We start from the raw sequence: 22,776 nt of genomic DNA, 5'->3' as shown, positions 1-22,776 counted from the left end.
GGTCCCGCAACTTCGAATTCTTAAACGTTCCTGACGGAGCGGTACATGCCTTTCGCCCTGCACGGCATCCCGGTCTCGCGCGGCGTCGCCATCGGGCGCGCGCACCTGCTCGCGCCCGCGGCGCTGGACGTGTCGCACTACCTGGTCGATGAAGACCAGCTCGATGCCGAAGTCGAACGGCTGCGCGCCGCGCGCGCGGCGGTGCGCGCGGAACTGGCGGCGCTCAAGCGCGACCTGCCGCGCGACGCGCCCGAGGAGATGGGCGCCTTCCTCGACGTGCACGCGATGATCCTCGACGACGAGGCGCTGGCGCGCGAGCCCGAGGCGCTGATCCGGGGCCGCCGCTACAACGCCGAGTGGGCACTCACCACGCGGCTCGAAGAACTGATGCGCCAGTTCGACGAGATCGAAGACGAATACCTGCGCGAGCGCAAGGCCGATATCCAGCAGGTGGTCGAGCGCATCCTGAAGGCGCTGGCCGGCGCCCCCGTGCTGGTGCCCGCGCCGGTGCCGGCGCTGGCGGCGGACGGCGAGCCGGCGCCGGGCGTGATCGTGGTGGCCCATGACATCGCCCCGGCCGACATGCTGCAGTTCCGCCACACCGTGTTCCACGGCTTTGTCACCGACCTGGGCGGGCGCACCTCGCACACCGCCATCGTCGCGCGCAGCCTGGATATCCCGGCCGCGGTTGGGGTGCAGTGCGCGAGCGAGCTGATCCGGCAGGACGACTGGATCATCATCGATGGCGATGCCGGGCTGGTGATCGTCGACCCGACCGCCATCATCCTGGAGGAATACCGCCACCGGCAGAGCGAGCGCGCGCTGGAGAAGAAGCGCCTGCAGCGGCTGCGCCATACCCCGGCGGTGACGCTGGACGGGCTCGAGATCGAGCTGCTGGCCAATATCGAGATGGCCGAGGACGCCGGCGCGGCGCTGTCTGCGGGTGCGGTGGGCGTCGGCCTGTTCCGGTCCGAGTTCCTGTTCATGAACCGGCGTGGCGATCTGCCGGACGAGGACGAGCAGTTCCAGGCCTACCGCGCCGCGGTGGATGCCATGCACGGGCTGCCGGTGACCATCCGCACCATCGATATCGGCGCGGACAAGCCGCTAGACGGCCGCGACGGACGCGATGGCCGCGGCGACGGGCGCGGCGATGACTTCGAGACGGCGCTGAACCCGGCGCTGGGGCTGCGCGCGATCCGCTGGTCGTTGTCGGAGCCGACCATGTTCCTGACCCAGCTACGGGCGCTGCTGCGCGCTTCGGCCTTCGGTCCGGTGCGGCTGCTGGTGCCGATGCTGGCGCACGCCAGCGAGATCGACCAGACCCTGGCGCTGATCGCCAAGGCCAAGCGTCAGCTGGACGAGCGCGGCGAGCCGTACGACCCCGGCATGAAGGTCGGCGCCATGATCGAGATCCCGGCGGCGGTGCTGCTGCTGCCACTGTTCCTGCGCAAGATGGATTTCCTGTCCATCGGCACCAACGACCTGATCCAGTACACGCTGGCGATCGACCGCGCCGACAATGCCGTGGCGCACCTGTTCGATCCGCTGCACCCGGCCGTGCTGCAGCTGGTGGCGCGCACCATCCGCGAGGCCAACCGCGCCGGCGTGCCGGTGGCAGTGTGCGGCGAAATGGCGGGCGATCCTTCCATGACGCGGCTGCTGCTGGGCATGGGCCTGCGCGAGTTCTCGATGCACCCGGCGCAGCTGCTGCGGGTCAAGCAGGAGATCCTGCACGCCAATTGCGAGCACCTGGAGCCGCTGGTCGACCAGGTGCTCAATGCCTATGACCCCGAGGACCTCGCGGCCGCGCTGAGCCAGATCGCCAGACCCTGACAACGTCAGGGTTTTTCGAGCCTCCGAGGCGGCAGGAAAGACACTTGAGCCTGTTAATGAGTGCCGCTTTCGCCGCCTTCTTATCGCGCCTTAGGCAGTTTTACCACCCGATGTGAAGAGACGTTCCCACGTCGCTAATGGGAATTGTTATCATTTTCGATCTCTGATATTCTGACGTTCATTCGCAGTGGCATGCCGGTGCCACGCGCCCCAACGGAGGGACTTGTGTACGTCTGCATCTGCAACCAGATCACCGATCGTGAGATCCACGGTGCCGCTCACCTGGGCGTCGAGACCCTCGACGAACTGGCCGAGACGCTTGGCGTCGGCACGTGCTGCGGACGCTGCCGCGACTGCGCGCAGCAAGTGTTGCAGGAAGGCGTTGCAGCAGTGCGCAACGTCACCAAGGCCTCTCTCGCCAGCATCCAGGTTGTGGAGATTTCTTCCTGTTCCGTGTCGGGCCCATGTACCATAATGGACACTCGGGACCCGGCAGTCGCGAACGACCGGCGCAAGGCGCTGGTTGCCTGAACGCGCCCATGTGAACTGAAAGTCAGTTCACGGCGCGTTTTGCGCATTTCTATTCTCACCGACTGCACGCGGCGCCAATGGCGCCGCTTCGTGTTTTTGCGCGGGCCCGATGCAACAGGAGCCGCCAATGAAAGGTGACAAGAAGGTCATCCAGCATCTGAACGCCCAGCTCAAGAACGAGCTGACCGCGATCAACCAGTATTTCCTCCACGCTCGCATGTATCGCCACTGGGGCCTGAAAAAGCTCGGTGACGTCGAGTACAAGGAGTCGATCGGCGAAATGAAGCATGCCGACCGCCTGATCGAACGCATCCTGATGCTGGACGGCCTGCCCAACCTGCAGGACCTGCACAAGCTGCTGCTGGGCGAAGACACGCCCGAAATGCTCAAGTGCGACCTGAAGCTGGAGCATACCGCGCACCAGACCGTCAAGGAAGGCATCGCCTACTGCGAATCGGTCGGCGACTACGTCAGCCGCGAAATCCTGGTCGATATCCTCACCGACACCGAGGAACACATCGAATACCTGGAAACGCAGCTGGACCTGATCGACAAGGTCGGCCTGCAGAACTACCTGCAGTCGCAGATGGAGCCGGGCGAGCAGTAAGCCGTCCGTCCCACAGGCCGGGCCGCCGCTGCAGTATGCTGCAAGGGCGGCCAGCCCCACCGCGCGGCGCCACCCGGCGCTGCCACGTTGTTCGGCTGTAGGCAGTAACCCTTCTCATTCCAATTCCTTTCTTCATCCAGGCGTGCCTGGCCGGGTAGTGGCTCCTCCCCGGTCGGCGCGCTGCGACGGAGCCCACCATGACCACCGGTCCCATCCGCCTGACCCAGTACAGCCACGGCGCTGGCTGTGGCTGCAAGATCTCCCCGAAAGTGCTCGATGTGATCCTCGCCGGCAGCGGCGCGCAGCATCTCGATCCGCGGCTGTGGGTCGGCAACGCCTCGCGCGACGATGCAGCGGTGTATGCGCTCGATGGCACGGATAGCGGCAGGGGCGTCGTGTCGACGACGGACTTTTTCATGCCCATCGTCGACGACCCGTTCGACTTCGGGCGCATCGCCGCCACCAATGCGATCAGCGACATCTATGCAATGGGCGGCGACCCGCTGATGGCCATCGCCATCCTCGGCTGGCCGGTCAACGTGCTGCCGCCCGAGGTAGCGCGCGAGGTGGTGGCGGGCGGGCGCCGCGCCTGCGACGACGCCGGCATTCCCCTTGCCGGCGGGCATTCGATCGATGCGCCGGAGCCGATCTTCGGGCTGGCCGTTACCGGCATCGTGGAGCGCGCCCACATGAAGCGCAACGACACCGCCACGCCTGGCTGCCGCCTGTACCTGACCAAGCCGCTGGGCATCGGCGTGCTGACCACGGCCGAGAAAAAGGGCCTGCTGCGGGCCGACAACCGCAATCTCGCGCGCGACTGGATGTGCGTGCCGAACCGTCCCGGCAGTGCCTTCGGGCGCCTCCCTGGCGTGCGCGCGATGACCGACGTGACCGGCTTCGGGTTGCTCGGCCACCTGGTCGAGATGGCCGACGGCAGCGGCCTGACCGCGCGGCTGGACTACGCAGCGGTGCCGGTGCTCGACGACGTGGTCGACTACATCGGCCAGGGCTGCGTGCCGGGCGGCACGCAGCGCAATTTCGACAGCTACGGCCACCGCATCACGCCGCTGACGGAGGCGCAGCGCGCGGTGCTGTGCGATCCGCAGACCAGTGGCGGGCTGCTGGTGGCGGTCGAGCTGGCCGGCGAAGCGGAGTTCGCAGCCGAATGCCAGCGCCTCGGCCTGTCGCTGACGCCGATCGGCGAAATGGTGGCGCGTGCGGCGCTGGCCGTCGAGGTCGTGTGAGGCCGGCTGACATGCGTGCTGATACCGCGGACTTCCGCAGCCTGTTTCTCAGCGGCGTGCCGATGCTGGACGTGCGGGCGCCGCTGGAGTTCGCGCGCGGCGCCTTTCCGGGCGCGGTCAACCTGCCGCTGATGGATGATGCCGAGCGGCACGCCGTCGGCCTGTGCTACGCGCAGAAAGGGCAGGAGGCCGCGATCGAGCTCGGGCACCAGCTGGTGTCGGGCGAACTCAAGTCGGCGCGCATCGCCGGCTGGTCGGACTTTGCCCGTGCGCATCCGGACGGCTACCTGTATTGCTTCCGCGGCGGGCTGCGCTCGCAGCTGGTGCAGCAATGGCTGCATGACGCGGGCATCAACTACCCGCGCGTGACGGGCGGCTACAAGGCGATGCGCGCCTTCCTGATCGCGACCCTCGACGAGGCGGCGGCCGCGCAGCAGTGGCTGGTGCTGGGCGGCATGACCGGCAGCGGCAAGACCGACGTGCTGGCCGACGTGCCGGCCGCGCTCGATCTCGAGGGCCATGCGCGGCACCGCGGCTCGGCCTTTGGCCGGCGCGCGCAGGCGCAGCCGCCGCAGGTGGACTTCGAGAACGCGCTGGCGATCGATGTGCTGCGCCGTATCGAGGCCCGCTTCCGCGCGCTGGTGGTGGAAGACGAGGGCCGCTTTATCGGCAGCCGCGATGTGCCGCAGGCGCTGGCGCAGCGCATGCACGCCAGTCCGCTGGTGTGGCTGGAGGCGTCTTTCGAGGAACGCGTGGAGCGCGTGCTGCGCGACTACGTGCAGGACCTGGCGGCGGAATTCGTCGCCGGGCATGGCGACGGCATGGGTTTCGACGCCTATTCCGCCCGCCTGCGCGAAGCCATGGCGGCGATCGCGCCGCGGCTCGGGGGTGAGCGCTACGGCAAGTTGTCGGCGTTGCTGGAGCAGGCGCTGGCGCGGCAGGCCGGGTCAGGCGACGTGGCGCTGCACCGCGGCTGGATCGAGATCCTGCTGCGCGACTACTACGATCCCATGTATGCCTACCAGCGCGCGCAGCGCGAGCCGCGCATCGTGTTCCGCGGCGACCGCGCCGCGGTCACCGACTGGCTGCTCGCGCACGCGGCGCCGCAAGACTGAGCGGCAGCCCCATTCGCGCGATCAGTGCCCGCCGCACACCGGGCAATCCGGCGTGCGCGCCAGCCGCATTGTGGTCCATTCCATCGTCAGCGCGTTGACCATCAGCAGCCGTCCCGCCAGGCTCTCGCCCACGCCGGCCAGCAGCTTGAGTGCCTCGGCCGCCTGCACCGTGCCGACCATGCCGACCAGCGGCGCGAACACGCCCATGGTGGCGCAGGCCACTTCGGGCGCGGGCTCTGCCGGCGGGAACAGGCAGGCGTAGCAGGGCGCTTCGGGCTGGCGCCGGTCGAACACGCTGATCTGGCCGTCGAAGCGCAGCGCCGCCCCCGACACCAGCGGCACGTTGTGGTGCACGCAGGCGCGGTTGACCGCCTGGCGCGTGGCAAAGTTGTCGCAGCAGTCCAGCACCACGCTGGCCGAGGCGACCAGCTGTTCCAGCTCCGCATCGCCCACGCGCGCCGGCACCGTGACAATGTCCAGCCCCGGGTTGATGCGCAGCATGCCTTCGCGCGCCGAGTCGACCTTGGGCCTGCCGACGTTGGCGGTGGTATGGATGATCTGGCGCTGCAGGTTGGTCAGGTCGACCTCGTCGTTGTCGACGATGGTGATGCGGCCCACGCCGGCCGAGGCCAGGAAGGGCAGCGCGGCGGCGCCCAGGCCGCCGGCGCCGATCACCAGCGCGTGGCCGGCCAGCAGGCGCCGCTGGCCTTCGATGCCGAGTTCGTCCAGCAGGATGTGCCGGGAGTAGCGCAGCAGCTGTTCGTCGTTGAGGCCGTCGTCGCTCATGATGAAATCCGGAACAAGGCAGAAGAGGAGCGCGGTGTTGGGTGCTCCCAAGCCGCCCGAGCTAGCCTAAGCAAGGTGTTCTCCCTCTCTCCCTCAGCGGGAGAGGGGAGGAACCCCCCTTAGGGCGCCTTGCCGGTCGGCGTCCCCAGCGGCTCGCCGATCGGCGCGCTCGCCGGTGGCTGCTTGCCCGGGGCCGGAGCAGCGGGTTTGGCGGCCGGCTTGGCGCCGCCCTTCGGCTTCGCCGCCTTGCCGTTGTCAGCCGGCGGGTTGGTTTCCAGCTTTGACTTGGAACGCTTGACCGGCTGGCCGTTGAGCTGCGCGATCGCCTGCTGCAGCATGAAGTCGTCGGCGGAGCCGAATTCAACCGGCTTCTTGCGGCGTTCCTTCTCGCGCTCTTCCGGCGACTTCTTCGCGTTCTCTTCTTCCAGGCGGCGCAGTTCCTCGACGCGGCGCTGCTCGCGCTCGGTCATTTCCGGCTCTTCCGATTCCTGCTTGTTGTGCAGGTGGCGTTCGGTGTCGATCTCGCGCGTGATCAGCGCGTCGTCCGGATCGCCCTCGGGGTTCTGGTCGACCGGGATATCCGGGCGGATGCCCTTGGCCTGGATCGACTTGCCGCTCGGCGTGTAGTAGTACGCGATGGTCAGCTTGATGCCGGTGTCGTTGGTCAGCGGCCGCACGGTCTGCACCGAGCCCTTGCCGAACGTGGTCTTGCCCATGATCTGGGCGCGGTGGTGATCCTGCAGCGCGCCCGCGACGATCTCGGAAGCCGAGGCCGAGTAGGCGTTGGTCAGCACCACCATCGGGATCTTCTTGTACAGCGCGGGCAGGCTCTTGAGCGGATCGTCTTCCAGCGACGACAGGCGGTAGTTGTTGTACGACGCCTTGTAGGTACGCTTGGCATCGGGCACCTGGCCGTTGGTCGAGACCACGGTGGAGTCTTCCGGCAGGAAGGCCGCGGCCACGCCGACCGCGCCCTGCAGCACGCCGCCGCCGTTGTTGCGCAGGTCCAGCACCAGGCCCTTCATGTTGGGGTTCTTCTGCGCCAGGTCGGCCAGCTTGCGCGACAGGTCGGCAACGGTACGTTCCTGGAAACTGGTCAGGCGCACCCAGCCGATATTGTTGTCGAGCATCTTGGCCTTGACCGACTGCACGCGGATCTCGGCGCGCGTGATCGAGACCGGGAAGGTACGTTCCTCGCTCTTGCGGTAGATGGTCAGCGTGACCTTGGTGCCCGGCTCGCCGCGCATGCGCTTGACCGCCTGCTCCAGCGGCAGGCCGCGCACCGGCTTGTCGTCGATGCGGGTGATCAGGTCGCCCGGCTGGATGCCGGCGCGGAACGCGGGCGTGTCCTCGATCGGGTTAATCACCTTGACCAGGCCTTCTTCCTGCGAGATCTCGATGCCGAGGCCGGCAAAGCGGCCGCGGGTGCCTTCCTGCAGTTCCTTGAAATCCTTCTCGTCCAGGTAGGACGAATGCGGGTCGAGGCTGGCGACCATGCCCTTGATGGCCTCGGTCAGCAGCTTCTTGTCATCGACCGGCTCGACGTATTCGCGCTTGATCTGCCCGAAGATATCGGCCATCAGCCGCAACTGGTCCAGCGGCAGGGGGCCCGATGAGTTCTGTGCGGTCGCCGAGATCTGCAGCGTGGCGAGCACGCCGGCGACGAGGCCGACAGAAACTAGACTGATGTTCTTGAGCGTCTTGCGCATGAGGGCTGCCTGAACGTGTACGGATTGTACGTATGGGGATTATGCCGGCTGCGGGCGCCCGGCGCCGGGGAGACCGGGTTAGCGGGGCGCCTGTGTCCGACAGTATAAGGGCGTGCGGGGAAACGGACCTGCCACGTCCCGGTTCAGGGTGGGCGGCCGCACATCGGCGCACCAGCGCCGGCACGGCTGCCCGGGCGGGCGTCAGCGCGCCTTGCCCTGGTTGGCCACGGCCGCCAGCGAGGCGGCGATGGCTTCCTGGTCGCCCAGGTAGTAGTGGCGGATCGGGCGCAGGTCGGCGTCCAGCTCGTACACGAGCGGGGTGCCGTTGGGGATGTTGAGTCCAACGATATCGTCATCCGAAATCTGGTCCAGGTACTTCACCAGCGCGCGGATGCTGTTGCCGTGCGCGGCAATGACCACACGCTTGCCGGATTTGATGTCGGGAGCGATCGATTCGTTCCACAGCGGCATCACGCGGGCAACCGTGTCCTTCAGGCACTCGGTCAGCGGGATCTCGTTGCGCGGCACATTGGCGTAGCGCGGATCGTCGAACGAGGCACGCGGATCGGCCGGCTCCAGCGCCGGGGGCGGCGTGTCATAGCTGCGGCGCCACACCAGCACCTGCTCGTCGCCGAACTTGGCGGCGGTCTCGGCCTTGTTCAGCCCGGCGAGCGCGCCGTAGTGGCGTTCGTTCAGGCGCCATTCGTTGCGCACCGGGATCCACATCAGGTCCATTTCGTCCTGCACGTGCCACAGGGTGCGGATGGCGCGCTTGAGCACCGAGGTGTAAGCGATGTCGAAGTCGAAGCCGGCTTCCTTGAGCAGCTTGCCGGACTGGCGGGCCTGGGCGGCGCCGGTTTCGGTCAGGTCGACGTCGACCCAGCCGGTGAAGCGGTTTTCAAGGTTCCAGGTGGATTCGCCGTGGCGGATAAGGACGAGCTTGTACATGCTGCTGCTTCCAGAGAGTAGGTAACCTGCGTGCGTCCGCGCCGTCACCTGGTCCGAAGTGCGCCGAAGTTCTCCATGGGTGTCCCATGTCTCGGACAGGCGACAATGACGGGTGGCCCGCTGCGGCAGGGGCCCGGACGCCAAACCGCGTATTTTATAATGCCGCCGACCCAACCTACCGGAAAGCCAACGTGAATTTCTTTGCCGACTACAACAACCTCGCCCTGATCGCCCTGGCCGTGGTCTCCGGCGGCCTGCTGGCCTGGCCTGCGATCTCGCGCAGCACCGGCGCCAAGTCCGTCAATACGGCCGCCGCCACGCAGCTGATCAACAAGCGTGGCGCCGTCGTGGTCGACATCCGCGAGCCCGCCGAGTATGCCAAGGGCCACCTGCCGCAGGCCAAGAGCGCCCCGCTGGCCGACCTGGCGTCGCGCGCAGCGGGTCTTGCAAAGGACAAGACGGCCCCCATCATCGTGGTATGCCAGAATGGCCAGCGCTCGGGCAAGGCCCAGGCAGCGCTGAAGGAAGCCGGTTACAGTGAGATCTATGCGCTCGAGGGCGGCATCGCCGCCTGGCAGCAGGCAGGTCTGCCGCTGGTCAAGTAAGCCCGGCTAAGCAAGCCCCGGATCCCGCAGGCAATTCCGCCGCATCCATCACAGTGCGCCCGGTTCGCCAGGCGCGCCGCATTCGTATTGAAGGAGAACCCGCATGGCCCGCGTCGTCATGTACAGCACCATGGTGTGCCCGTATTGCAACATGGCCGAGCGCCTGCTCAAGTCCCGCGGGGTCGAGACGATCGAGAAGATCCTGATCGACCGCGAACCGGGCAAGCGCGAAGAGATGATGTCGCGCACCGGGCGCCGTACCGTGCCGCAGATCTACATCGACGAGACCCATGTGGGCGGCTTCGACGACCTTTCGGCGCTGGACCGCAAGGGCGGCCTGGTGTCGCTGCTGGCGGCCTGATCGCGCTGCCGGTCAGAACTCTCTGATTCCTGGCCGGCCGGGCGCCGGCGCGGGTGAAATCGCCACCCGCGTCATGTACCATATGCGCTTTCCACTTTTCCAACCGGGCACCGGCCAGTCCTTGCGCCTCGCGGGCGCTGCCGCCGCCGCGCCCAACGCCCATCCTCCCGGAAGCCTTTCATGAGCGACCAGCAAAACACCCAGCAGGACGATCAACCCTTCTTCAACATCCAGCGCGTCTACCTGAAGGACATGTCGCTGGAGCAGCCCAATTCGCCCGGCATCTTCCTGGAATCGGAAGCCCCGTCGGTGGAAGTGCAGGTCAACGTCGGCGCTTCGCAGCTGCAGGAAGGCATCTTCGAGGTGGTCGTGACCGGCACCGTGACGACCAAGGTGCAGGACAAGGTGGCATTCCTTGTGGAAGCGCACCAGGCCGGCATTTTCGATATCCGCAACGTGCCGGTGGAGCAGCTGGACCCGCTGCTGGGCATTGCCTGCCCGACCATCCTGTACCCGTACCTGCGCGGCAATATCGCCGACGTGATCACCCGCGCCGGCTTCCAGGCCATCCACCTGTCGGAAATCAATTTCCAGGCGCTGTACGAGCAACGCCTGCAGGCGGCCATGCAGGAAGCCCAGGCGGCCGAAGGCGGCAACAGCGGCATCGTGATGCCCGACGGCAGCCAGGCTCGCCACTAAGCGAGCGGCCTGCCGCGCCATGCTACGGAACGGGGCTGCGGCCCCGTTTTGTTTGTGCGCATGTTCCAGCGCCTGATATCTCTCCGATCATCTCTCCGATCGAGCTGCCATGAAACTGACCTTTCTCGGTGCCGGTGCCTGGGGCACTGCCCTCGCCAGCCATGCCGCGGCCACCAATGACGTGGTGCTGTGGGGACGCGATGCCGCGCAACTGGCGGCCATCGCCGCCACGCGTGAAAACGCGGCCTACCTGCCTGGCGTGAAGCTGTCCGGGCGGCTGGCGGTGCAAGCCGATTTCGAGCAAGCGGTGGCCCATGCCGCGGACGACCCGGACGGCATCGTGGTGGTGGCCACGCCGGTCTCCGGGCTGCGCGAAATGACGCGCCGGCTGGCCACGCGCAGCGCGCAGCCGGTGTCGATGCTGTGGCTGTGCAAGGGTTTCGAGGCCGGCACGCACCTGCTGCCGCACCAGATGGTGCGCGCCGAACTGGACGCCGCCGGCCGCACCGAAGGCTTCGACTATGGCGTGCTGACCGGTCCCAGCTTCGCGCGCGAAGTCGCGCAGGGCCTGCCGTGCGCGCTGACGGTGGCGGGCAGCGTGCCATCGCTGGCGGAGCGGGCGCAGCGGGCCTTCCACCACCACGCCATGCGCATCTACGGCAGCGACGACCTGACCGGCGTCGAGGTCGGCGGCGCGGTCAAGAATGTGCTGGCGATCGCCACCGGGGCCAGCGACGGGCTTGGCCTCGGCCTGAACGCGCGGGCCGCGCTGGTGACGCGCGGGCTGGCCGAGATGACGCGGCTGGGGCTGGCGCTGGGCGGACGGGTCGAGACCTTCATGGGGCTTGCCGGCGTGGGCGACCTGATCCTGACCGCGACCGGCGACCTGTCGCGCAATCGCAAGGTCGGGCAGCAACTGGCCGCCGGGCAGAGCCTGGACCAGGTCCTGGCCGGCCTGGGCCACGTCGCCGAAGGCGTGCGCTGCGCGCAGGCGGTGGCCGAGCTGGCCGCCGCGCACGGCGTCGAGATGCCGATCGCGCGCGCGGTGTGCGCGGTGCTGTTCGATGGCCTGAGTGCCGCCGATGCGGTCGCGCAGTTGCTCCAGCGCGATGCGCGCGATGAATGACGTCGCGCGCGCTCCAATGCTCCTGAAGATATTTTCCGCATGCCTACCCGCCGACACGCGCTGATCGCGCTTGCCGCCGCGTGCGCTGCCTGCGCGTCTGCCGGCGTGCTGGCGCAACCGTGGCCCGCGCACCCCATCCGCATGGTGGTGCCGTTCCCGCCGGGCTCATCGCCCGACCTGATCGCCCGCATCGTCACCGAGAAGCTGGCTGTCGCGCTGGGCCAGCCGGTGGTGATCGACAACCGGCCCGGCGCCGGCGGCAATATCGGGACCGGCATGGTGGCGCGTGCCACGCCGGACGGCTATACCCTGCTGTTCACCATCAACGGACCGCTGGTCACCGCGCCCACGCTGTCGCGCAACCTCAACTACGACCCGTTCCGCCAGCTCGCCCCGGTGACGCTGGTGGCTACCTCGCCCAATGTGCTGGTGGTCGACGCGCGGCTGCCGGTGCATAGCCTGCGTGAATTTGTCGCGCTGGCCAGGTCGAAACCGGGCGCGCTGAACTATGGCTCGCCCGGCAACGGCAGCGCGTCGCACCTGGCGATGGAGCAGCTCAAGGCCATGGCCGGGATCGACCTGCAGCACGTGCCGTATCCCGGCTTCCCGCAGGTCACGACGGCGATGGTGGGCGGGCAGGTGCAGGCCGGCTTCATGGTGCCGGCCATCGCGATGCCGCAGGTCAATGCGGCCAAGCTGCGCGTGCTGGCGGTGACGACCACCGGCCGCACCGCGGTGCTGCCCTCGGTGCCGACGGTGGCGGAATCGGGCTATCCGGGCTTCGAGGCGATCTCGTGGCAGGCCGTGCTGGCGCCCGCCGGTACGCCGCAGGCGGTGATCGATCGTCTATATCGTGAACTGGTGGCGATCATCGGCAGCGCCGACGTGCGCGACAAGATGCGGGCGCAGTATTTCGTGCCTGCCGGGACGGCGCCGGCGTCGCTGCGCCAGACCATGGTCAGCGAGAAGGCGCGCTGGGACAAGGTCATCCGGGCCGCGGGCGTGCAGCCGGAGTAGCCACGCAGCTTTGAATCACCGGTTGCGTGCTCGCCTCTCCCGCGCGCGGGAGAGGCGAGCAAACAAGCGGCTTAGCTGCCGCCCGCGAACCCGTTCTGCCGCCACGCTTCGAACACCACCACCGCTACCGTATTCGACAGATTGAGACTGCGGTTGTCCGGCCGCATCGGCAGCCGGATGCGTTGCGCGGGCGGGAACCACTCGCGCCGCTGCGGCGACAGCCCGCGCGTTTCCGAGCCAAACACAAACCAGTCCCCCGGCCGGAATTCCACCTGGCCGAACGGCGTCGAGCCGCGCGTGGTCAGCGCGAACATGCGCGCGGGATCGGGTTGCTCGCTGGCCATCAGCGCGTCCCAGTTCTCGTGCACGCGCATGGTCGCGTACTCGTGGTAGTCCAGCCCGGCGCGGCGCATGCGCGCGTCTTCCAGCGGGAATCCCAGCGGCTTCACCAGGTGCAGCTGCGCGCCGGTGTTGGCGCACAGGCGGATCACATTGCCGGTATTGGGCGGGATTTCGGGTTCGACCAGGACGACGTTGAACATGATGCGGAGCTTCTTGAGAACGGTGCGCAGCTTAACGCGCGCACCGGGCGCTGTCATCCGGGCTAGGGCGTACGCAGCGCGACGATCACGCTGACGCGTGCCGCGCCGTGCGCCTTGAGCGCAAGCGCCGCCTCATGCAGCGTCGCGCCGGAAGTCATCACGTCGTCCACCAGCGCCACATGCAGCCCATCCAGCCGCGCGGGCCGCGTCAGCCGGAACGCATCGCGCAGGTTCACCTGCCGCGCGGCCAGGTCCAGCGCGCGCTGGCTGCCGGTATCGCGCCGGCGCCGCAGCAGCACGGGGTCGGCGCGCAGGCCGAGCCGGCGCGCCAGCGGGCGGGCGATTTCCCAGGCCTGGTTGAAGCCGCGCACGGCCAGCCGTTGCGGCGCCAGCGGGATCGGGGCGAGCAGGTCGGGCGGCGCCAGCCGCTGCGCCGCCCAGGCCGCCGGCAGCGCGGCAGCCAGGCGGCCCGCCAGCCAGTCGGCCAGCGGCAGCGCGTGGCCGAACTTGAGCGACAGCACCAGGCTGTCCTGCGGGCTGGCGTAGTCACCCAGCGTGCAGGCATGGTCGAACGCCGGCGGCATGGCGGCGCAGGCCGCGCAGCCGCTATGGCGGCCCAGCGCCAGCGCGCACACAGGGCAGCGCCGTACCGGCCGCAGCAGGTCGGCCGCGCAGGGTGCGCACACCACATCCCGCTGCACGCTGCCGCATAGCGCGCAGGCGCTTGGCAGCAGCGCGGGCACAGCGGCCCGCCAGACGGCGCCGAGAGCCTTCCCGGCGCCCATCGCGGCGCGCGCGTATACTTGCCGTCCGGCCGCGGCCCATCGGGCGCGGCGGCCGCGTTCGTCCGGCGCGCGCGCCGGTTCCTGGTTTTCTTGCTGCCCTGCCTGTCCGTGTCCCTGCATGCCGCCGATCTCCCCGATAGCTCCGCTGGTAACGATGCCTTCCTGCCGCCCGCGCGCCTGACCCGGCTCGCCTTCGACCGGCGCAGCCGCCATTTCGGCCAGCTGGACTTCCTGCTGGGCGAGATCGGCCGCCGCATGCAGGAGCGCATGGAGGTGATCCGGCTGGCGCCGCGGCGTGCGCTGGACATCGGCTGCGGCCATGGCCAGGGGCTGGCGGCGCTGCGCGCCCGCTTCCCGGATGCGCAGATTGCCGGCCTCGACATCTCCGGGGCGATGCTGGCCGAAGCCGGCCAGCGCGACCCGCAGCGCCGCCCGGGCTGGCTCGGCCGCATGCTGGGCAAGCGGCCGCTGTTCGACCTGGTCCAGGGCGATCTTGCCACACTGCCGTTTGCGCCCGCGAGCTTCGACCTGCTGTGGTCCAACCTGGCGCTGCACTGGCATCCGGAGCCGCACCGCGTGTTCCCGGAATGGCACCGTGTGACGCGCGACGAAGGGCTGGTGCTGTTCTCGCTGTTCGGCCCCGACACCCTTGGCGAGCTGCGCGCGGCCTTCGCCGAAGTCGACGGCGCGCCCCATACGTTGCGTTTTGTCGACATGCACGACATTGGCGACATGCTGGTCCACGGCGGCTGGTCCACGCCGGTGATGGACATGGAAACGCTGACCGTGACCTACGAGTCGCCCGCCACGCTGCTGCGCGAGGTGCAGGCCTTCGGCGGCCTGCGCGGCCCTGCCGGCGCGCTGCCGCAAGGCCTGCGCGGCCGGCGCTGGTACCAGGCCCTGACGCAGGCGCTGGAGCGGCGCCGCAACGCCGACGGGGTGATCCCGCTGACCTTCGAGATCGTCTACGGCCATGCGTGGAAGCTGCCGGCGCGCGGTGGACAGGCGCTCGACGACCAGGGCCGCGCCGTGGTGCCGCTGGACCAGATCGGGCGTGCAAAGCCGCGTCGGGCAGGTTAAAACAGAGTTAACTTGCGCGTGCGACAGATTGCCGCAGAGCGAGGGCTGGCGCGGCATCCCGGGCTATTTCCCATGCACAGAATAGAGCGGCGCGCAAGCGCCATGGTCAAGGACCGCCCTTGTCCGTGTATGGGAAGCGCCCTATAATGCGCCAGTTTGTCGCAGTGGTCCCCTGGCACAAGAACGTCCTGGTTTTGCACCTGCACTGTGCAGCCCGGGCGCCATCGTCCCGGGTGTGCATCCGATGCAGAGTGGTTGGCGATGCAAGACTTGGGTATCGCATTCCAGACGGCAGGTGGTGACTCCGGCGGAAATCACGACGGACCTCTCCCCGCGCCCCACGACTGGCTGATGAAGCGGAATTGCTCGCTGAGTCCACGCCAGGTCGGCTGGTTTTACCTCTCGATCCTCACTGTCTCGCTTGCCATCGCGCTGTTTTTCGCGTGGCAAGGGTCCTGGCTCGTGCTGCCGTTTGCCAGCATCGAGTTGGCCGGGCTGGGGATCGCCCTGCTTGTGTATGCGCGCCATGCGACAGACTATGAGCGCGTCAGCATTACCGACGGCATGCTGGTCGTGGAGACAGCCAGCGGCACGCAGGTGACGCGCCACGAATTCAACCCGCGCTGGGTGCGGGTCGAACTGGGTGAATCGCTCCGCGCGCTGGTGACGCTGCGCTCGGGCGGGCGTGAGGTACAGGTGGGGTGTTACGTGGACCCGTACCGGCGGCGCAAGTTCGCGCAGGAGCTCGCAGCGGCCTTGCGCCACCTCTGAGAGGGGGCAGGGGCGGCGGCGGGGACAGATTTGAATCTGTAAATTGGGTAGATAACAAATGAAAATGTGGAAGAAGGCATCCGCAGCTTGTCTGGCAGGTGCGTCCCTGCTTGCCAGCCACGCGGCGTTCGCGGTCAGCGACATGCCCGGCGGCCCCGCCGTGCGCCAGCTCAACCTGACCGAGCCCGTTACCAAGATCGCCGAACAGATTCACTGGCTGAACTGGATGATGCTGATCATCTGCACGGTGATCTTCGTCGCGGTGTTCGCCGTGATGTTCTATTCCATCTTCACGCACCGCAAGGCCAAGGGCTCCAAGCCCGCTTCCTTCCACGAGAGCATCACGGTCGAGGTGGTCTGGACCATCGTCCCGTTCCTGATCGTGATCGCGATGGCGCTGCCGGCCACCAAGACCGTGGTCGCGATGAAGGACACCACCAACTCCGACATCACCATCAAGGCCACCGGCTACCAGTGGAAGTGGGGCTATGACTACCTGAAGGGCGAAGGCGAGGGCATCTCCTTCGTGTCGACCCTGACCACCCCGCGCGAGCAGATCAACAACGAGCAGCCCAAGGGCAACACCTACCTGATGGAGGTGGACAACGAGCTGGTCGTGCCGGTCAACAAGAAGATCCGCATCGTCACCACCGCCAACGACGTGATCCACGCCTGGATGATCCCGGCCTTCGGCGTCAAGCAGGATGCGATCCCCGGCTTCGTGCGCGACACCTGGTTCAAGGCCGAGAAAATCGGCGTGTACCGCGGCCAGTGCGCCGAGCTGTGCGGCAAGGAACACGCCTTCATGCCGATCGTGGTGCGCGTGGTTTCCGATGCCGACTACACCAAGTGGGTCGACGGCAAGAAAAAAGAGCTGATGGCCAAGGCCGACGATCCCAACAAGACCTGGACGCTGGACGAATCCAAGGTGCGTGGCGAGAAGGTCTACGCCGCCAACTGCGCGGTCTGCCACCAGCCCAACGGCAAGGGCGGCGGCGCCTTCCCGGCGCTGGACGGCTCCAAGATGGTCAATGGCCCGAAGGCCGGCCAGATGCACATCCTGCTGGAAGGCAAGGGCGGCATGCCGTCGTGGAAGCAGCTGTCGGACACCGAGCTGGCGGCGGTCATGACCTATACGCGCAACGCCTGGAGCAACAAGACGGGTGAAGTGATCCAGCCGAGCGACTTCGTGGGTGCCCGCGCGGGCAAGTTCCCCGAAGGCGGCGGCGCGGCCGGCGGCGAAGCCCCCAAGGCCGACGCCAAGCCCGGCGCCAAGCAGGCCAGCCTCGCGGGCAACCGCGTTGCAGGCTGACCCGCTGAAGACAGAACAGGATTAGAGGAGCATTTGCGATGAGTACTGCTACCCCGGACGCACTCGCCCATCCGCACGATCATGCGCATGACGACCACGCGCACGATCACCCGCATGGCTGGCGCCGCTGGCTGTTCGCCACCAACCACAAGGACATCGGCACGCTGTACCTGCTGTTCTCGTTCATCATGCTGCTGTCGGGCGGCCTGCTGGCGCTGCTGATCCGCCTGGAGCTGTTCGAGCCGGGCCTGCAGTTCTTCCGCCCCGAGCTGTTCAACCAGTTCACCACCATGCACGGCCTGGTGATGGTGTTCGGCGCGATCATGCCGGCCTTCGTCGGCTTCGCCAACTGGATGATCCCGCTGCAGATCGGCGCGTCCGACATGGCGTTCGCGCGCATGAACAACTTCAGCTTCTGGCTGATGCCTCCGGCCGCGCTGCTGCTGGCCGGCTCGTTCTTCGCCCCGGGCGGCGCCACCGCCGCCGGCTGGACCCTGTACGCGCCGCTGTCGGTGCAGATGGGCGCGGGCATGGACATGGCCATCTTCGCGATGCACATCATGGGCGCGTCGTCGATCATGGGCTCGATCAATATCATCGTGACCATCCTCAACATGCGTGCCCCCGGCATGACGCTGATGAAGATGCCGATGTTCTGCTGGACCTGGCTGATTACCGCCTACCTGCTGATCGCCGTGATGCCCGTGCTGGCCGGCGCCATCACCATGGTGCTGACCGACCGCCACTTCGGCACGAGCTTCTTCTCGGCCGCCGGCGGCGGCGACCCGGTGATGTACCAGCACATCTTCTGGTTCTTCGGCCACCCCGAGGTGTACATCATGATCCTGCCGGCATTCGGGATCATCTCGCAGGTGGTGCCGGCGTTTGCCCGCAAGCGCCTGTTCGGCTACAGCTCGATGGTGTACGCCACCGCCTCGATCGCCATCCTGTCGTTCATCGTGTGGGCCCACCACATGTTCACGACCGGCATGCCGGTGACCGGCCAGCTGTTCTTCATGTACGCGACCATGCTGATCGCGGTGCCCACCGCCGTGAAGATCTTCAACTGGATCGCGACGATGTGGCGCGGCTCGATGACCTTCGAGACCCCGATGCTGTTCTCGATCGGCTTTATCTTCGTGTTCACCATCGGCGGCTTTACCGGCCTGATGCCGGCGGTGGCGCCGATCGACATCCAGCTGCAGGACACCTACTTCATCGTGGCGCACTTCCACTATGTGCTGGTGGCCGGCTCGCTGTTCGCGCTGTTCGCGGGCTTCTACTACTGGGGTCCGAAGTGGAGCGGGTTCATGTACAACGAAGCCCGCGGCAAGGTCCACTTCTGGGGCTCGCTGATCTTCTTCAACGTGACCTTCTTCCCGATGCACTTCCTGGGCCTGGCCGGCATGCCGCGCCGCTATGCCGACTACCCGACCCAGTTCACCGACTTCAACGCGATTGCGTCGATCGGCGCGCTCGGCTTCGGCCTGATGCAGGTGTATTTCCTCTTCTTCGTGGTGCTGCCGTCGTACCGTGGCGGCGAGAAGGCCGCGGACAAGCCTTGGGAAGGCGCCGAAGGACTGGAATGGACCGTGCCGTCGCCGGCGCCGTTCCACACCTTTGAAGTGCCCCCGCAGGTTCGCTAAGCGGCCAGCGTAACCAGGCGTGGTGGCGTCAAGGCCCCCCCCCACGCCAGCCAGTCACACAACATGCAGGCTCCAGACAAAAACCCATCACACCCGGACCCGAAGGCCGCCAACCGGCGCCTTGGCCTGATCCTGCTGTCGATCGTGGTGGTTTTCTTTTTGGGGTTCTTCGCCAAGATGGTGTTCCTTGGCTGAGGTGGCAGGGTAGCGAGATGAGCGTCGACCAGCAGGGCAGGGAAGCGCAGGAAGCGCGGGAAGCCGACAAGCGCTTCAACCGCGGCATGATGGTGCGATTGGTGGTGATCGTCGCCGTGATGTTCGGCTTCGGCTATGCGCTGGTTCCGCTGTACAAGAAGATCTGCGACATCACCGGCATCAACGTGGTGACCACGCGCGAGCTGCATGGCGGTTCGGTGAAGAACACGCAGGTCGACAAGAGCCGCACGGTCACGGTGGAGTTCGACTCCAACGCGCGCGGGCCCTTTGCCTTCCGTCCGGTGAAGAACAGCATGGAAGTGCATCCGGGCGAGATGATGACCATCGTCTACGAGGTGGCCAACGGGCAGTCGCGCGATATTTCCGCGCAGGCCATCCCGAGCTACGCCCCCAAGCAGGCGACCCAGTATTTCAAGAAGCTGGAGTGCTTCTGCTTCAAGCAGCAGACGCTCAAGGCGAACGAGGCGCGCGAGATGCCGGTGGTGTTCGTGATCGACCCCGCGCTGCCCAGGGATGTGAAGAGCATTACGCTGTCGTACACCTTCTTCGAGGTGGGCACACCGGTGGCGCAGGCTCCCGAAGGCCAATTGTCGACACCGGCGACGGCGCCGGCGGGCAAGGGCAGCTAAGGGGGCGCGATGGACGAACTCAAGGACGCCGCCAAACGGAAGATGTCCTTCGCGCAGACCATGCGCGCGGTGCTGTGGTCGTTTATCGGCCTGCGCAAGGGCGCGGAGCACGAGCGCGACATGGCGCGGCTGAACCCGGTGCATGTGGTCATCGCCGGGCTGATCGCCGCGGCAGTGTTTATCGCGGTGCTGGTCGTCATCGTCCGGATGGTGGTCAGCCAGGCGGCAGGGTAGCAAGGCAGGAAGGGTAGACAACAAGGCAGTCGCAGAAAAACAACCGCGCCGACGGGGCCGTCCACAGGAGGCGGGCGGCCCCGGGAAAACCGGCACGGATAACGAATACTGAATCAAAGACTCTGAGCTGGAGATAAAAGAATGAGTGCGAATCGCGCAAACGCTCCGTACTACTTCGTACCGGGCCCGTCGCGCCACCCGATCACGGCAAGCTTCGGCCTGCTGATGACAGGTGCCGGAGCCGCCGGTTGGGTGAACGGGCAATCCTGGGCGCCGTACCTGTGCGTCTTCGGCCTGCTGTGGTTCCTGTTCGTGCTCAAGAGCTGGTTCGGCGACGCCATCAGCGAATCCGAAGGCGGGATGTACGGCAAGAACATCGACATCTCGTTCCGCTGGTCGATGGGCTGGTTCATCTTCTCCGAGGTGATGTTCTTCGCAGCGTTCTTCGGCGCGCTGTTCTATGCCCGCGCCATCGCCATGCCGTGGCTGGGCGACCTGAACAACAAGATCCTGTGGCCCGACTTCGCCGCGGTGTGGCCCAACCTGGGGCCGGCCGGCGTGGTGGAATCGTTCCAGACCATGGGCCCGTGGCCGATCCCGACCATCAACACCGCGCTGCTGCTGATGTCGGGCGTGACGCTGACCTGGGCGCACCACGCGCTGCTGGCCGGCAAGCGCAACCAGCTGATCCAGGGCATGGTGCTGACCATCCTGCTGGGCGCGATCTTCATGTGCCTGCAGGTGTACGAGTACATGCACGCCTACCAGGACCTGAACCTGAAGCTGACCTCGGGCATCTACGGTTCGACATTCTTCCTGCTGACCGGCTTCCACGGTTTCCACGTGACCATGGGCGCGATCATGCTGGCGGTGGTGCTGGGCCGCGTGCTCAAGGGCCACTTCACGCCGGATCACCACTTTGCCTTCGAAGGCGCCGCCTGGTACTGGCACTTCGTTGACGTGGTGTGGCTGTTGCTCTACGTCGTGGTGTACTGGCTGTAAGCTGCCATACCCGCCGGCCGCCCCGCAGCGGGGTGCCGGCGCCAACGCAAAGGAGAAACGCCGCAGGAGGCCCGGCAGCCTGCGGCGTTTGTCGTTTGCATTGGCCTCAAGCCATGCGGTCCGTCAGGGCGCCATGCGGATGCCCGTGCTATGGATCCAGCCCATCCAGCTCGAGAACAGGATGAACAGGAACAGCGCCACCGAAAAACCCACGCGCAGCATCAGCGAGCGCATCATGTTGGGCGTCTTGCCGCGGTCGCGCATCATGAAGAACAGGGCGGAGGCCAGGCTGGCGATGATCAGGATGAAGGCGACGATGATGACGAAGCGCATGGCGGGGCGGGTTGGCAGCGGAGCTTGCCGCAGTCTCGTAGTAGTGGCCGCGATGGATGACGGTGCGGCACATTATCGCACCGGCCCCGCATGCATGCCGCCGGGCATGTCGGCGCAATGAAGGCAGGCCGCCTACTCGGCGTGCTGCCGCTGGCCGCCGCGCTGGTGGTGATTGCCGTGACCGCTGCGCTTGGCAACTGGCAGCTCAACCGCGCGCACGAGAAAGAGGCGCGCGCCGCGCGGCTGCAGGCACTGGCGGCACAGCCGCCGGTGGAACTGGGCACCGCGCCGCTGTCACAAGTTGTGACGGATCGAAGGGTGCGGGTCACGGGGCGGTTCGACACGGCCCGCACCGTATTGCTGGATAATCGCCCCCACGGCGCCGGCGGGCGCAGCGGCGACAGCCGTGCCGGCTTCCTGGTGGTCACGCCGCTGGTGATTAGTCCGGCACAGGACGGTGCCGGCGCCACGCGGGCGGTGCTGGTGCTGCGCGGCTGGCTGCCGCGCGATGCGCAGGACCGCACCCGGATCGCGCCCTTTCCGACGCCCGACGGCGAGGTGACCATCGAAGGCACGGCACTGGCGGCCGTGCCGCGGGTCTATGGCCTGGGCCAGGCGGCCAGCGCCGAGGCCGGCAGCAAGATCCGCCAGAACCTGGAAATCGCCGACTACGCCGCCGAAACCGGGCTGGCGCTGCAGCCGCTGGTGGTCGCGCAGCGCAGCGATACCGGCGACGGCCTCGCTCGCGACTGGGCGCCGGCCGATGCGGGCGCGGACCGGCACTATGGCTATGCCTTCCAGTGGTTCGGCCTGGCTGCGCTGACGGTGGTATTGGTGGCGGTGCTGGGCTGGCGCACGCGCCGGCGCGCGGTATCGTCCGCGGCCCGCAACAACGCATGAACGGATGGCAGCACGACCGGGGCAGGTTCCCGGACGGGCCTGACTGCAGATGAAAAAGGACAGACGTACTCCCATGTCACAGCAAGACTCCGCCCCGGCACCCGTCGGGCCTCCCGCGATGTCGGCCTCGCCGCAGGATCCCCGCATCGACGCGCGCACGCGCCGTGGCCGCCTGCAGATGCTGATGCTGTTGCTGGTGTGCGCCTCGCCGGTGATCGCCTCCTATTTCACCTACTACGTCATCAAGCCCAGGGGCGGCGCCACCAACTACGGCGCGCTGGTCGATCCACAACGGCCGATGCCGCCGGTGCGCGTCACCGACGAGCAAGGCAACGCCGTGCCGCTGGAGCAGTACCGCGGCAAGTGGCTGCTGGTGACGGCGGATCCGTCCGCGTGCGACGAGGCCTGCGCAAAGAAGCTCTTCACCATCCGCCAGATCCGCGCCGGGCAAGGCCAGGACCGCGAGCGCATCGTGCCGGTGTGGCTGATCACCGATGACGGCAAGATCGACGAGCGCCTGAGCACCGCCTACAACGAGCCCTACGCCGGCGTGCGCTTCCTGCGCATCGACCACCAGGTGGCGCAGCAATGGCTGCCGGCCGAGCCGGGCAAGCGTGCCGAGGACACCATCTTCCTGGTGGATCCGCTCGGCAACCTGATGATGCGCTTCCCGCAGGATCCGGACCCCAAGAAGCTGAGCGGCGACCTGAAGAAGCTGCTCAAGGTCTCGCGCATCGGTTAA

The 22,776-nt window shown here is 67.4% G+C and carries 26 protein-coding genes; 20 read left to right on the top strand and 6 right to left on the bottom strand.

Annotated elements, in window-relative coordinates; genetic code table 11:
• Nucleotides 1-45 precede the first annotated feature (45 nt).
• The 5 genes from ptsP to mnmH all read left to right on the top strand — a co-directional run bounded on the left by ptsP (nt 46) and on the right by mnmH (nt 5,333).
• On the top strand, nt 46-1,836 hold the full coding sequence (gene ptsP, locus ACAD63_RS20575; RefSeq protein ID WP_434033212.1) for a phosphoenolpyruvate--protein phosphotransferase: 1,791 nt from the start codon (nt 46-48) through the stop codon (nt 1,834-1,836).
• A gap of 225 nt (nt 1,837-2,061) precedes the next feature.
• Nucleotides 2,062-2,367 carry a (2Fe-2S)-binding protein gene (locus ACAD63_RS20570; RefSeq protein ID WP_165971445.1) on the top strand — a complete coding sequence of 102 codons (306 nt, stop codon included), beginning with the start codon at nt 2,062-2,064 and terminating at the stop codon, nt 2,365-2,367.
• Between the two features lie 127 nt (nt 2,368-2,494).
• Entirely contained in the window at nt 2,495-2,974 is a 480-nt protein-coding gene (bfr, locus tag ACAD63_RS20565; RefSeq protein WP_133093592.1) for a bacterioferritin, read from the top strand.
• A 197-nt stretch (nt 2,975-3,171) separates the two neighbouring features.
• Nucleotides 3,172-4,218 (top strand): selenide, water dikinase SelD, encoded by a 1,047-nt coding sequence (selD, locus tag ACAD63_RS20560; RefSeq protein ID WP_434033211.1) that lies wholly within the window; start codon nt 3,172-3,174, stop codon nt 4,216-4,218.
• A gap of 11 nt (nt 4,219-4,229) precedes the next feature.
• Entirely contained in the window at nt 4,230-5,333 is a 1,104-nt protein-coding gene (gene mnmH, locus ACAD63_RS20555; protein ID WP_434033210.1) for a tRNA 2-selenouridine(34) synthase MnmH, read from the top strand.
• 21 nt (nt 5,334-5,354) lie between these two features.
• On the opposite strand, the gene ACAD63_RS20550 is transcribed toward mnmH, so the two are convergent.
• The 3 genes from ACAD63_RS20550 to gpmA form a co-directional block, all read right to left on the bottom strand.
• Entirely contained in the window at nt 5,355-6,119 is a 765-nt protein-coding gene (locus ACAD63_RS20550) for a HesA/MoeB/ThiF family protein (protein WP_133093595.1), read from the bottom strand.
• A 119-nt stretch (nt 6,120-6,238) separates the two neighbouring features.
• Entirely contained in the window at nt 6,239-7,828 is a 1,590-nt protein-coding gene (locus ACAD63_RS20545) for a S41 family peptidase (protein ID WP_434033209.1), read from the bottom strand.
• Between the two features lie 201 nt (nt 7,829-8,029).
• A complete protein-coding gene (gene gpmA, locus ACAD63_RS20540) occupies nt 8,030-8,776 on the bottom strand; it encodes a 2,3-diphosphoglycerate-dependent phosphoglycerate mutase (RefSeq protein WP_133093597.1) in 747 nt (248 codons plus the stop codon).
• A 191-nt stretch (nt 8,777-8,967) separates the two neighbouring features.
• Here gpmA and ACAD63_RS20535 point away from each other — a divergent pair, with 191 nt between their 5' ends.
• The 5 genes from ACAD63_RS20535 (at nt 8,968) to ACAD63_RS20515 (ending at nt 12,584) form a co-directional block, all read left to right on the top strand.
• Nucleotides 8,968-9,381 (top strand): rhodanese-like domain-containing protein, encoded by a 414-nt coding sequence (locus tag ACAD63_RS20535; RefSeq protein WP_133093598.1) that lies wholly within the window; start codon nt 8,968-8,970, stop codon nt 9,379-9,381.
• A 103-nt stretch (nt 9,382-9,484) separates the two neighbouring features.
• Complete coding sequence (grxC, locus tag ACAD63_RS20530) at nt 9,485-9,742, top strand: glutaredoxin 3 (protein WP_133093599.1); 258 nt, start codon at nt 9,485-9,487, stop codon at nt 9,740-9,742.
• 180 nt (nt 9,743-9,922) lie between these two features.
• Entirely contained in the window at nt 9,923-10,441 is a 519-nt protein-coding gene (secB, locus tag ACAD63_RS20525) for a protein-export chaperone SecB (RefSeq protein WP_029046730.1), read from the top strand.
• Between the two features lie 109 nt (nt 10,442-10,550).
• Complete coding sequence (locus ACAD63_RS20520) at nt 10,551-11,567, top strand: NAD(P)H-dependent glycerol-3-phosphate dehydrogenase (RefSeq protein ID WP_434033208.1); 1,017 nt, start codon at nt 10,551-10,553, stop codon at nt 11,565-11,567.
• A gap of 39 nt (nt 11,568-11,606) precedes the next feature.
• Nucleotides 11,607-12,584, top strand: a complete 978-nt coding sequence (locus ACAD63_RS20515) for a Bug family tripartite tricarboxylate transporter substrate binding protein (protein WP_135704328.1) — start codon at nt 11,607-11,609, stop codon at nt 12,582-12,584.
• 71 nt (nt 12,585-12,655) lie between these two features.
• Here the strand turns inward: ACAD63_RS20515 and trmL are convergent, their stop codons facing one another.
• Nucleotides 12,656-13,126: a tRNA (uridine(34)/cytosine(34)/5-carboxymethylaminomethyluridine(34)-2'-O)-methyltransferase TrmL gene (trmL, locus tag ACAD63_RS20510; protein ID WP_195430484.1), complete on the bottom strand. Its 471-nt coding sequence runs from the start codon at nt 13,124-13,126 to the stop codon at nt 12,656-12,658.
• Between the two features lie 62 nt (nt 13,127-13,188).
• The gene (locus ACAD63_RS20505) at nt 13,189-14,031 is read right to left on the bottom strand and encodes a ComF family protein (protein ID WP_434033207.1); all 843 of its coding nucleotides are present in this window, start codon (nt 14,029-14,031) and stop codon (nt 13,189-13,191) included.
• Between ACAD63_RS20505 and ACAD63_RS20500 the strand changes: the two genes are divergently transcribed.
• The 8 genes from ACAD63_RS20500 (at nt 14,020) to ACAD63_RS20465 (ending at nt 20,801) form a co-directional block, all read left to right on the top strand.
• Nucleotides 14,020-14,991, top strand: coding sequence for a methyltransferase domain-containing protein (locus tag ACAD63_RS20500; protein ID WP_240745918.1), 972 nt, complete (start codon nt 14,020-14,022; stop codon nt 14,989-14,991). The genes ACAD63_RS20505 and ACAD63_RS20500 overlap by 12 nt on opposite strands.
• A 261-nt stretch (nt 14,992-15,252) precedes the next feature.
• Entirely contained in the window at nt 15,253-15,762 is a 510-nt protein-coding gene (locus tag ACAD63_RS20495; protein WP_133094196.1) for a DUF2244 domain-containing protein, read from the top strand.
• A 58-nt stretch (nt 15,763-15,820) separates the two neighbouring features.
• On the top strand, nt 15,821-17,074 hold the full coding sequence (coxB, locus tag ACAD63_RS20490; RefSeq protein WP_133093605.1) for a cytochrome c oxidase subunit II: 1,254 nt from the start codon (nt 15,821-15,823) through the stop codon (nt 17,072-17,074).
• 38 nt (nt 17,075-17,112) lie between these two features.
• Nucleotides 17,113-18,720: a cytochrome c oxidase subunit I gene (gene ctaD / locus ACAD63_RS20485; RefSeq protein ID WP_135704334.1), complete on the top strand. Its 1,608-nt coding sequence runs from the start codon at nt 17,113-17,115 to the stop codon at nt 18,718-18,720.
• 63 nt (nt 18,721-18,783) lie between these two features.
• Nucleotides 18,784-18,915, top strand: a complete 132-nt coding sequence (locus ACAD63_RS20480; RefSeq protein ID WP_209756341.1) for a cytochrome oxidase small assembly protein — start codon at nt 18,784-18,786, stop codon at nt 18,913-18,915.
• 17 nt (nt 18,916-18,932) lie between these two features.
• The gene (locus ACAD63_RS20475; RefSeq protein WP_135704335.1) at nt 18,933-19,565 is read left to right on the top strand and encodes a cytochrome c oxidase assembly protein; all 633 of its coding nucleotides are present in this window, start codon (nt 18,933-18,935) and stop codon (nt 19,563-19,565) included.
• A 9-nt stretch (nt 19,566-19,574) separates the two neighbouring features.
• Nucleotides 19,575-19,799, top strand: a complete 225-nt coding sequence (locus tag ACAD63_RS20470; RefSeq protein ID WP_133093608.1) for a DUF2970 domain-containing protein — start codon at nt 19,575-19,577, stop codon at nt 19,797-19,799.
• Between the two features lie 141 nt (nt 19,800-19,940).
• Nucleotides 19,941-20,801, top strand: coding sequence for a cytochrome c oxidase subunit 3 (locus ACAD63_RS20465; RefSeq protein ID WP_133093609.1), 861 nt, complete (start codon nt 19,941-19,943; stop codon nt 20,799-20,801).
• 123 nt (nt 20,802-20,924) lie between these two features.
• Here ACAD63_RS20465 and ACAD63_RS20460 read toward each other — a convergent pair whose 3' ends face one another.
• The gene (locus tag ACAD63_RS20460) at nt 20,925-21,134 is read right to left on the bottom strand and encodes a twin transmembrane helix small protein (protein WP_029046742.1); all 210 of its coding nucleotides are present in this window, start codon (nt 21,132-21,134) and stop codon (nt 20,925-20,927) included.
• Nucleotides 21,135-21,251: 117 nt separating this feature from the next.
• On the opposite strand from ACAD63_RS20460, the gene ACAD63_RS20455 reads away from it, so the two are divergent.
• Both ACAD63_RS20455 and ACAD63_RS20450 read left to right on the top strand, forming a co-directional pair.
• On the top strand, nt 21,252-22,034 hold the full coding sequence (locus tag ACAD63_RS20455) for an SURF1 family protein (protein ID WP_135704337.1): 783 nt from the start codon (nt 21,252-21,254) through the stop codon (nt 22,032-22,034).
• Nucleotides 22,035-22,107: 73 nt separating this feature from the next.
• Nucleotides 22,108-22,776 (top strand): SCO family protein, encoded by a 669-nt coding sequence (locus ACAD63_RS20450; RefSeq protein WP_135704339.1) that lies wholly within the window; start codon nt 22,108-22,110, stop codon nt 22,774-22,776.

The sequence above is a fragment of the Cupriavidus sp. a3 genome (assembly GCF_051015765.1).
Lineage (GTDB): Bacteria > Pseudomonadota > Gammaproteobacteria > Burkholderiales > Burkholderiaceae > Cupriavidus > Cupriavidus oxalaticus_A.
The sequence above is the reverse complement of the archived record's forward strand: the minus strand, read 5'-3'. Positions and strand labels throughout refer to the sequence as shown.

Excerpts from the sequence above, each read along its gene's own strand:
- ACAD63_RS20465 (WP_133093609.1), top strand. The coding sequence starts at position 19,941 with ATGAGTGCGAATCGCGCAAACGCTCCGTACTACTTCGTACCGGGCCCG.
- ACAD63_RS20460 (WP_029046742.1), bottom strand. The coding sequence starts at position 21,134 with ATGCGCTTCGTCATCATCGTCGCCTTCATCCTGATCATCGCCAGCCTG.
- ACAD63_RS20450 (WP_135704339.1), top strand. The coding sequence starts at position 22,108 with ATGTCACAGCAAGACTCCGCCCCGGCACCCGTCGGGCCTCCCGCGATG.
- trmL (WP_195430484.1), bottom strand. The coding sequence starts at position 13,126 with ATGTTCAACGTCGTCCTGGTCGAACCCGAAATCCCGCCCAATACCGGC.
- mnmH (WP_434033210.1), top strand. The coding sequence starts at position 4,230 with ATGCGTGCTGATACCGCGGACTTCCGCAGCCTGTTTCTCAGCGGCGTG.
- ACAD63_RS20505 (WP_434033207.1), bottom strand. The coding sequence starts at position 14,031 with ATGCAGGGACACGGACAGGCAGGGCAGCAAGAAAACCAGGAACCGGCG.
- grxC (WP_133093599.1), top strand. The coding sequence starts at position 9,485 with ATGGCCCGCGTCGTCATGTACAGCACCATGGTGTGCCCGTATTGCAAC.
- ACAD63_RS20475 (WP_135704335.1), top strand. The coding sequence starts at position 18,933 with ATGAGCGTCGACCAGCAGGGCAGGGAAGCGCAGGAAGCGCGGGAAGCC.
- ACAD63_RS20515 (WP_135704328.1), top strand. The coding sequence starts at position 11,607 with ATGCCTACCCGCCGACACGCGCTGATCGCGCTTGCCGCCGCGTGCGCT.
- ACAD63_RS20455 (WP_135704337.1), top strand. The coding sequence starts at position 21,252 with ATGAAGGCAGGCCGCCTACTCGGCGTGCTGCCGCTGGCCGCCGCGCTG.
- ACAD63_RS20545 (WP_434033209.1), bottom strand. The coding sequence starts at position 7,828 with ATGCGCAAGACGCTCAAGAACATCAGTCTAGTTTCTGTCGGCCTCGTC.
- ACAD63_RS20550 (WP_133093595.1), bottom strand. The coding sequence starts at position 6,119 with ATGAGCGACGACGGCCTCAACGACGAACAGCTGCTGCGCTACTCCCGG.
- selD (WP_434033211.1), top strand. The coding sequence starts at position 3,172 with ATGACCACCGGTCCCATCCGCCTGACCCAGTACAGCCACGGCGCTGGC.
- ptsP (WP_434033212.1), top strand. The coding sequence starts at position 46 with ATGCCTTTCGCCCTGCACGGCATCCCGGTCTCGCGCGGCGTCGCCATC.
- secB (WP_029046730.1), top strand. The coding sequence starts at position 9,923 with ATGAGCGACCAGCAAAACACCCAGCAGGACGATCAACCCTTCTTCAAC.
- bfr (WP_133093592.1), top strand. The coding sequence starts at position 2,495 with ATGAAAGGTGACAAGAAGGTCATCCAGCATCTGAACGCCCAGCTCAAG.
- gpmA (WP_133093597.1), bottom strand. The coding sequence starts at position 8,776 with ATGTACAAGCTCGTCCTTATCCGCCACGGCGAATCCACCTGGAACCTT.
- ACAD63_RS20480 (WP_209756341.1), top strand. The coding sequence starts at position 18,784 with ATGCAGGCTCCAGACAAAAACCCATCACACCCGGACCCGAAGGCCGCC.
- coxB (WP_133093605.1), top strand. The coding sequence starts at position 15,821 with ATGAAAATGTGGAAGAAGGCATCCGCAGCTTGTCTGGCAGGTGCGTCC.
- ACAD63_RS20495 (WP_133094196.1), top strand. The coding sequence starts at position 15,253 with ATGCAAGACTTGGGTATCGCATTCCAGACGGCAGGTGGTGACTCCGGC.
- ctaD (WP_135704334.1), top strand. The coding sequence starts at position 17,113 with ATGAGTACTGCTACCCCGGACGCACTCGCCCATCCGCACGATCATGCG.
- ACAD63_RS20470 (WP_133093608.1), top strand. The coding sequence starts at position 19,575 with ATGGACGAACTCAAGGACGCCGCCAAACGGAAGATGTCCTTCGCGCAG.
- ACAD63_RS20520 (WP_434033208.1), top strand. The coding sequence starts at position 10,551 with ATGAAACTGACCTTTCTCGGTGCCGGTGCCTGGGGCACTGCCCTCGCC.